This is a genomic window from Nonomuraea antri (assembly GCF_013283785.1).
GTDB lineage: Bacteria > Actinomycetota > Actinomycetes > Streptosporangiales > Streptosporangiaceae > Nonomuraea > Nonomuraea antri.
Genome location: NZ_JABCPZ010000030.1, coordinates 62,075 through 68,328 on the forward strand (window position 1 = coordinate 62,075; position 6,254 = coordinate 68,328).

The 6,254-nt window shown below is 68.6% G+C and carries 9 protein-coding genes and 1 tRNA gene; 4 read left to right on the forward strand and 6 right to left on the reverse strand.

Features of this window, described 5'->3' with window-relative positions; genetic code table 11:
• Window positions 1-28 precede the first annotated feature (28 nt).
• From HII36_RS12985 to upp, 5 genes are all read right to left on the reverse strand, one after another.
• The gene (locus tag HII36_RS12985) at window positions 29-703 is read right to left on the reverse strand and encodes a FadR/GntR family transcriptional regulator (protein ID WP_173523388.1); all 675 of its coding nucleotides are present in this window, start codon (window positions 701-703) and stop codon (window positions 29-31) included.
• A gap of 104 nt (window positions 704-807) precedes the next feature.
• The gene (locus HII36_RS12990; RefSeq protein WP_173523389.1) at window positions 808-2,151 is read right to left on the reverse strand and encodes a helix-turn-helix domain-containing protein; all 1,344 of its coding nucleotides are present in this window, start codon (window positions 2,149-2,151) and stop codon (window positions 808-810) included.
• 96 nt (window positions 2,152-2,247) lie between these two features.
• Window positions 2,248-2,781, reverse strand: a complete 534-nt coding sequence (locus tag HII36_RS12995) for a PH domain-containing protein (RefSeq protein ID WP_173523390.1) — start codon at window positions 2,779-2,781, stop codon at window positions 2,248-2,250.
• 251 nt (window positions 2,782-3,032) lie between these two features.
• Window positions 3,033-3,257 (reverse strand): three-helix bundle dimerization domain-containing protein, encoded by a 225-nt coding sequence (locus HII36_RS13000; protein WP_173523391.1) that lies wholly within the window; start codon window positions 3,255-3,257, stop codon window positions 3,033-3,035.
• A 146-nt stretch (window positions 3,258-3,403) separates the two neighbouring features.
• Window positions 3,404-4,042 (reverse strand): uracil phosphoribosyltransferase, encoded by a 639-nt coding sequence (upp, locus tag HII36_RS13005; RefSeq protein ID WP_173523392.1) that lies wholly within the window; start codon window positions 4,040-4,042, stop codon window positions 3,404-3,406.
• A 147-nt stretch (window positions 4,043-4,189) separates the two neighbouring features.
• Between upp and HII36_RS13010 the strand changes: the two genes are divergently transcribed.
• From HII36_RS13010 to HII36_RS13025, 4 genes are all read left to right on the forward strand, one after another.
• Entirely contained in the window at window positions 4,190-4,705 is a 516-nt protein-coding gene (locus HII36_RS13010; protein WP_407940785.1) for a tRNA adenosine deaminase-associated protein, read from the forward strand.
• Window positions 4,706-4,723: 18 nt separating this feature from the next.
• Window positions 4,724-5,197: a tRNA adenosine deaminase-associated protein gene (locus HII36_RS13015; RefSeq protein WP_173523394.1), complete on the forward strand. Its 474-nt coding sequence runs from the start codon at window positions 4,724-4,726 to the stop codon at window positions 5,195-5,197.
• Window positions 5,198-5,286: 89 nt separating this feature from the next.
• Window positions 5,287-5,724, forward strand: coding sequence for a tRNA adenosine(34) deaminase TadA (gene tadA / locus HII36_RS13020; RefSeq protein WP_173523395.1), 438 nt, complete (start codon window positions 5,287-5,289; stop codon window positions 5,722-5,724).
• 10 nt (window positions 5,725-5,734) lie between these two features.
• Window positions 5,735-5,824, forward strand: a tRNA-Ser gene (locus HII36_RS13025).
• Between the two features lie 42 nt (window positions 5,825-5,866).
• Here the strand turns inward: HII36_RS13025 and HII36_RS13030 are convergent.
• On the reverse strand, window positions 5,867-6,254 hold a 388-nt coding region (locus HII36_RS13030), incomplete at its 5' end, for a DUF4352 domain-containing protein (RefSeq protein ID WP_173523396.1).

A 6,254-nucleotide genomic window follows, 5' to 3' on the forward strand; every position in this document is an offset into this window, starting at 1 on the left:
AGAGGTGGGTTCGGTCGGCTCCGGTGGCTCAGGAGTCGGTCAGCGCGATGAGGATGTGCTCCATGCAGGCGTGCCCGGCCCGCTCGGCGGCCGAGGCGTCGCCCGCGGCGATCGCCCTGGCGATCGCGTCGTGCGGGATGTAGCTCTTGTTGAGCGACGTGCCCGCCGCGGTGATGCTGGCCCGCAGCGCCGCCGAGAAGTCCTCGTACAGGTCGATGAGCACCAGGTTGTGCGTGGCGTGCGCGACCGCCATGTGGAAGGCGAGGTCCGCCTCCACGAACAGATCGGGGTCGTCGACCTCCCAGGCGCGGTCGCGCTCGGCCAGCGCGGCCTCGATGCGCACGATGTCGTCGTCGGTGCGCCGGGTCGCGGCCAGGCGGGCGGCCTCGATCTCGAGCGCCCGCCGGACCTCCAGGATCTCCAGCTGCTCGGCCTGCCTCAGCCGGCGCAGCATGGCCCCTGAGAGCTCGCTGGTGGCCCGGACGTAAGTCCCGTCACCCTGACGGCACTCCAGCAGCCCCGCGTGCGTGAGCGCGCGCACAGCCTCACGAACGGTGTTGCGTCCCACTCCGAGCTGCTCGGCGAGCACGGTCTCGGTGGGGATCTTGCCGTTCATCTGCCACGACCCTGAGGTGATCTGCTCCTTGAGCTGATCGATCACCTGGTCGACGAGCGAAGCCCGCTGCGCCGTACGCAGACTCACAGTCCGCCTCCTCCGGGGAAACCAATCATCCTATGAGTCAATGACTGGTAGACCCTAATTATTCCAGACTCAAAAAGCCAAATCTGGAGCTCACGGAGGTTGGTTCAGCGGGAAACTGTGGTGTCAACCGTCACCCCGGCCATGGCCGAGTGAACTCCGGCGGTTTCGAGTGCCTTACGATAAGCGGCCGACTGGAGTGCCCGTGACCCGGCCCGGCCGTACAGGTCGCCGAGCTCGCGCCAGCAGCGCGCGGTCTGCCTGTCGAAGCCGAACACCGGCCGGTCGAGACCTTCGAGCAGCGTCTGCGCCTTCCGCAGCAGCTCGGCCGCCTCGCCCGCGCGTTCGAGCACGGCCGTGGCCAGCACGAGGTGCGCCTCGGCCGGGGTCGTGCTCGCGCCGTCGTGCGGCAGCTTGAGCGCCTGCCCGGCCAGCTCCTCGGCCCGCGCGCCGGCGCCGGCCCGCAGCAGCACCCTGGCGTGCACGATCAGGCTCTCGCCGTGCTCGCGCGCGGTCGCGGGTGAGGCGGCGAAGGCCCGGGTCGCGGTGGAGATCAGCCGCTCGGCCTCGTCGGGGGCGACCGAGCCCAGCCTGGACCAGTGCATCGCGGCCCTGGCCAGCTGCAGCGCGAGCCGGGTCTGGCGGCCCACCATGATGGCGTCGTCGGCCAGCCGCACGGCCAGCGCGGAATCCTCGCCCGCGGCCGCCTCGGAGCTGGCCCGCCACAGCGCGTGAACCTCTCCGGAACGGTCCACAACCTCAGGCGTGCCACTCACGTCGAGGACCCGCTTGACGTAAGCGAGCCCGGCGGAGTCGCCGGCGTGCTCGTCGCGGGCCTCGGCCAGCGCGGCGGCCAGGTCGATGGCGATCTCGCCCTGCGTGATGGCCAGCCGCTCGGCCTGCTCCAGCGCGTACGTCGCCAGGTCACGGGCGCGCAGCCGGTCGCCGGCCCGCTGGTAGCAGCGGCTGAGCGCGATCGTCAGCGGCAGGTCGGCCAGCCGCTCCGGGTGCGCGGCCGCCTCCCTGCGCAGGCGCTCGAACGCCTCGACGGCCTGGCCGAGCCGGCCCTGGGCCTCAAGCGCCCGGGCCCGGCCGAAGCGCGCGTGGGCGGTCAGCATGGCGTTCTCCTCGTCGGCCGCCTTCACGATCTCCGTGAAGCGGTCGGCGGCGGCGGAGGGGTCGCCGTGCTGCAGCTCGAGCTCGGCATGACGCAGCCCGAGCTCGGTGTCGATGCGCTGCCGAGGCTCGATCCCATGCAGGAGGAACTCGGTCGTGCATCCCAGCCGTTCGGCCAGGAGGCGGGCGACGACGGGAGTCGGCGTGCGCTTGCCCGACTCGATGAGCGAGACATAACTGTCAGACAGGTCGGGTCCGGCCAGCTGGGCCTGGGACATCCGCCTGTTCAGCCGCAGTCCGCGGACGCGGTCACCGATGGTTCCCTGACTCGGCATCTCATCTCTCAAGGCGGGGAAGGGTCAACAACACGCAATGATTGCATGAAGTAGCCGAATCTGGTATCCCCAGGTGAAGAATTCCCGCCCCAGAGATTAATCGTCGCCGTCGTCCTTGCTGGGAAAAAGCATCTGGCAGACTTCCAGGTACAGCGTCTCCGGGTACGGAATGTACTCGACCGTTGACAGTGCCTGATCCTGACCGGCCGACTCGAGGATGAACTCACCGTAACCGAGCATGCGCCCAAGCAGAGATCTTTGGAAGCTCATGTCCGTGACCTTGCCCAGGGGCATCATCGCGACCTTGCGCGTGATCAACCCCGTAGTCAGCAACATCCGCTTCGAGGTCACCACAAAGTAATCGACCGACCACTCCGCGACTTTCCACACGAAACGGATCAACAGCAGCAGCCAGAGCCACCAGACGACGACCAGCAGGGTGCTGCTGTTGGCGTTCCCGCCGAAGAACCTGCTGAGCAGGCCGGCGATGATCAGGCCACCGAAGACCTCGGCAACGGGGCGCAGCAGCACCGCGGGGTGCCGCCGCACCATGATGACCTGTTGTTCGTGGGGGAGGAGGTAACGGTTGACCGACGAGGGCGCAGAGTCCCCATGGGTCACAAGTCTCATGCGAGGTTGTTCACGAATTGGGCCAACGAGTCGGCCGCGTTGAAGACCGTGTCGAACGCCCCTCTGACCGCGTCCGCGGCATCAGCTGGTCGCGCGAACAGGTAGTACGCCACAAAAGCGATACCACCGTATGTGAGGACTTTTTTGACCTGCACTGTCGCCTCCGTACCACTTACCCACTCCACCCGCCGTATACATTACCCACCCCGTTGCCGGGGTAAAGGTAACTTCGCGGGATAGTTTCGATCTTGCTAGCCACGTTCACTGGCCACCAGGGCCAGTACGTGAAGGTGCTTGCGCGCGATCCGCTCGACGAGGCTGGGATGGGCGAAGCCGGTGACCTCCAGCGCGCCGTAATGCGCCGCTTCGACGCAGCGCGTCACCGTGGCCGCGGAGTGCACGCCGGCGAACTCGTCGCACAGCGCCGTCTCCACCTCCGCGTACGGAGTCGGGTCCGCCTCGGTGTGCTCGCTCACGAGAACACCTCGGCCGTCGGCATGTCGCTCATCGTGCTCCCCCAAGGCGCATGCGGAAGTTGCCTTCCTGTCTCTACGTACCCACACAAACACAGTATGTAACGAAGTGGAGACAGAGCGTGAACCGGAGGGGAAGGGCGGAGAGGTCAGGCGGCGCCGTAGAGGCGGTCGCCGGCGTCACCCAGGCCGGGGACGATGTAGCCGTTCTCGTTGAGCCGCTCGTCGAGCGCGGCCGTGACCAGGCGGATCGGCTTGCCGGAGTTGGCGAACACCTTGTCCATGTACGCCAGGCCCTCGGGGGCGGCCAGCAGGCAGATGGCGGTCACGTCGACCGCGCCACGGTCGAACAGGAACTGCACGGCCGCCGCCAGCGTGCCGCCGGTGGCCAGCATCGGGTCGACCACGTAGCACTGGCGCCCGGACAGGTCGTCGGGCAGGCGGGTGGCGTACGTCTCCGCCTGCAGCGTCGACTCGTTGCGGATCATGCCGAGGAAGCCGACCTCGGCCGTGGGCAGCAGCCTGGTCATGCCGTCGAGCATGCCGAGCCCGGCCCGCAGGATCGGCACCACCAGCGGGTACGGCTTGGCCAGCCGCACGCCGCGGGCCTGGGACACCGGGCTGTCGACCGTGACGTCGGTGACGCGGACGTCACGGGTGGCCTCGTACGCGAGCAGCGTCACCAGCTCGTCCGCGAGCCTGCGGAAGGTGGGTGAGTCGGTGCGGACATCACGCAGCGTGGTGAGCTTGTGTGCCACGAGCGGATGGTCGACGACGAGGGTTTCCATAAGGGACAACGGTAGCCGGTGGGGAAGGTGACGGCACCTCGCGTCTTTGGTTTTGATCACAATTTGGCCGGAGAGCCACACGGGGGGTGGTCGATTCTGGAACGATTGGAATCCTGGAAACTCTGTCGTGTCAGAGGTCGGGTGGGGATGGCGATGACAGACGAGGACGCGCTTGACTTCGCCGTCGTGGTCTACCGCGAGGACGATCGCTGGGATGCGGGGCTGCTGCCGGTCACGCTCACGTCCGATCTGCACGGGCTGATCAAGGCCCTGCGGCAGCAGCCGAGCGAGAGCGGCACGATCGGCCTGGTGGCCGTCGGCGACGAGTTCTTCGTCGCGCTGCGTGTCCTGGGCGAGCGGGTCGACGTGTTCCTGTCCGACATCGCCGCCTCGTGGGACTTCCCGCTGGCCAGGCAGGTTCTCGACTACCTGGACGTGCCGGTGCCCGACGAGGACGAACTCGACGAGATCCTCCAGGACGAGGAGACGGTGCTGCCGGCGGGAGATCTCTCGATCTTCGCCGATCTCGGGTTGGACGAGATGGAGCTGGGAATCCTCTCCGGCGACATCGACCTGCTGCCCGAGGACGTGCTGTCCAGCATCGCCGCGCGGCTCGGATTCTCCGAGCCGTTCGAGCGTGCCATCGAATCGGTCTTCGGCTGACCCCCCTGGAGCGCGGACATGGCGTCCAATACCTTCTCTGCTGCTTTCGTGCGGACATCCAACGGCTGGAGCGGCGCCGAGGTCGATCTGACCGGCGCGGAGATCGTCGACGATCTCGGTGACGCGGTCATGGAGACGCTGGGCCTGTCGGGCGACGAACTGGCCCTGCTGTGCGTCGAGGTCGAGGACGAATGGTTCGCCATCGCGCGATACCGGGGCGAGGAGGAACCGCGGGTCTTCCTGTCCGACGCGCACGCGATCTTGTCCAACAACCTGGGCGAGCTGTTCGCCGAGTTCGCCGGCGTGGCGCCCGACAAGGAGAGCAACGGGCTCGGCGTGCGGCCGGCCGGTGACTTCGAGCTGCTCAGCGACCTGGGCGTGAGCTCGGAGGAACTGCTCGAACTGAGCATGGAAGAGGGCCTGCCCGCCGACATCCTGTCGGTCATCGCCGAGCGGCTGTCCTTCGCCGACGAGCTCGACCGGCTGCGTTGACCCCCGGCCCGGCCTCCGATCCCCCTTCCGATCCAGCCTCTGAGTCGGCTGCCGATCCGGCGGCTGTCCCGTCGGCGTTCGCGTCGGCCATGCGGCTGGCGCTGGCCGAGGCGGTCGCGGCGGGGGCCAGGGACGAGGTGCCCGTGGGCGCCGTCGTACTCGACGCCGACGGCGGCGTGCTGGCGGCGGCGGGCAACGACCGCGAGGCGAGCGCCGACCCCACCGCGCACGCCGAGGTGCTGGCGCTGCGGCGGGCCGCGCGGGCGCGCGGCGAATGGCGGCTGAGCGGCTGCACCCTCGTCGTCACGCTGGAGCCCTGCACGATGTGCGCGGGCGCGGCGGTGCTGTCCAGAGTCGACAGGATCGTGTACGGCGCCGTGGACGACAAGGGCGGCGCCGTCGGCTCGCTCTGGGACGTCGTCAGGGACCGCAGGCTCAACCATCGGCCCGAGGTCGTGATGGGCGTGCTCGCCGGAGAATGCGCCGCGGTGCTCAAGGAGTTCTTTGCTACTCGGCGGATCCGGTAAGCTCATCCGCGGTGGTGTCGCCTAGTGGCCGAGGGCGCACGCCTCGAAAGCGTGTGATGGGGCAACTCATCCGTGGGTTCAAATCCCACCACCACCGCCATCTGGGCCTCCGAGCGATCGGAGGCCCTTTTGTTTGCCCAGCTCAGCTCAGGGTCCACTGGCTTTTCTGCGCGGCCGGGTCGGCGGCGAGCTGGAACGCGGCCGGCGTCGCCGTTTGCGGCAGCTCGAACACCAGCATCCCCGGCCTGCTCTCCCCGACGTTGACCGTCGCGCCGGCGCCGAAGCCCTGGCCTTCGCTCACCTCGGCCGGGGTCGGCTGGTACTGCTGCCCGGCGGCGTCGACCAGGACGGCGCCGAGTCCCGGCAGGCCGGTGTAGACGGACTGTCCTTGGTTTACCAGCGTCACCTCGACGGCCACGAACCTGTTGCCCGGCTGGGGGCCGATCAGCGCGTTGGCCGGGGTGGCGGGCGCGACGACCCGGGTGACCGTGGCGGCCAGCCTGGTGGCGGGGTCGGCGCTCTGGAGAATG

Coding starts and splice junctions, on each gene's coding strand:
- HII36_RS13010 (WP_407940785.1), top strand. CDS start 4,190: ATGGCGATGACAGACGAGGACGCGCTTGACTTCGCCGTCGTGGTCTAC.
- tadA (WP_173523395.1), top strand. CDS start 5,287: ATGCGGCTGGCGCTGGCCGAGGCGGTCGCGGCGGGGGCCAGGGACGAG.
- upp (WP_173523392.1), bottom strand. CDS start 4,042: ATGGAAACCCTCGTCGTCGACCATCCGCTCGTGGCACACAAGCTCACC.
- HII36_RS12995 (WP_173523390.1), bottom strand. CDS start 2,781: ATGAGACTTGTGACCCATGGGGACTCTGCGCCCTCGTCGGTCAACCGT.
- HII36_RS13015 (WP_173523394.1), top strand. CDS start 4,724: ATGGCGTCCAATACCTTCTCTGCTGCTTTCGTGCGGACATCCAACGGC.
- HII36_RS12990 (WP_173523389.1), bottom strand. CDS start 2,151: ATGCCGAGTCAGGGAACCATCGGTGACCGCGTCCGCGGACTGCGGCTG.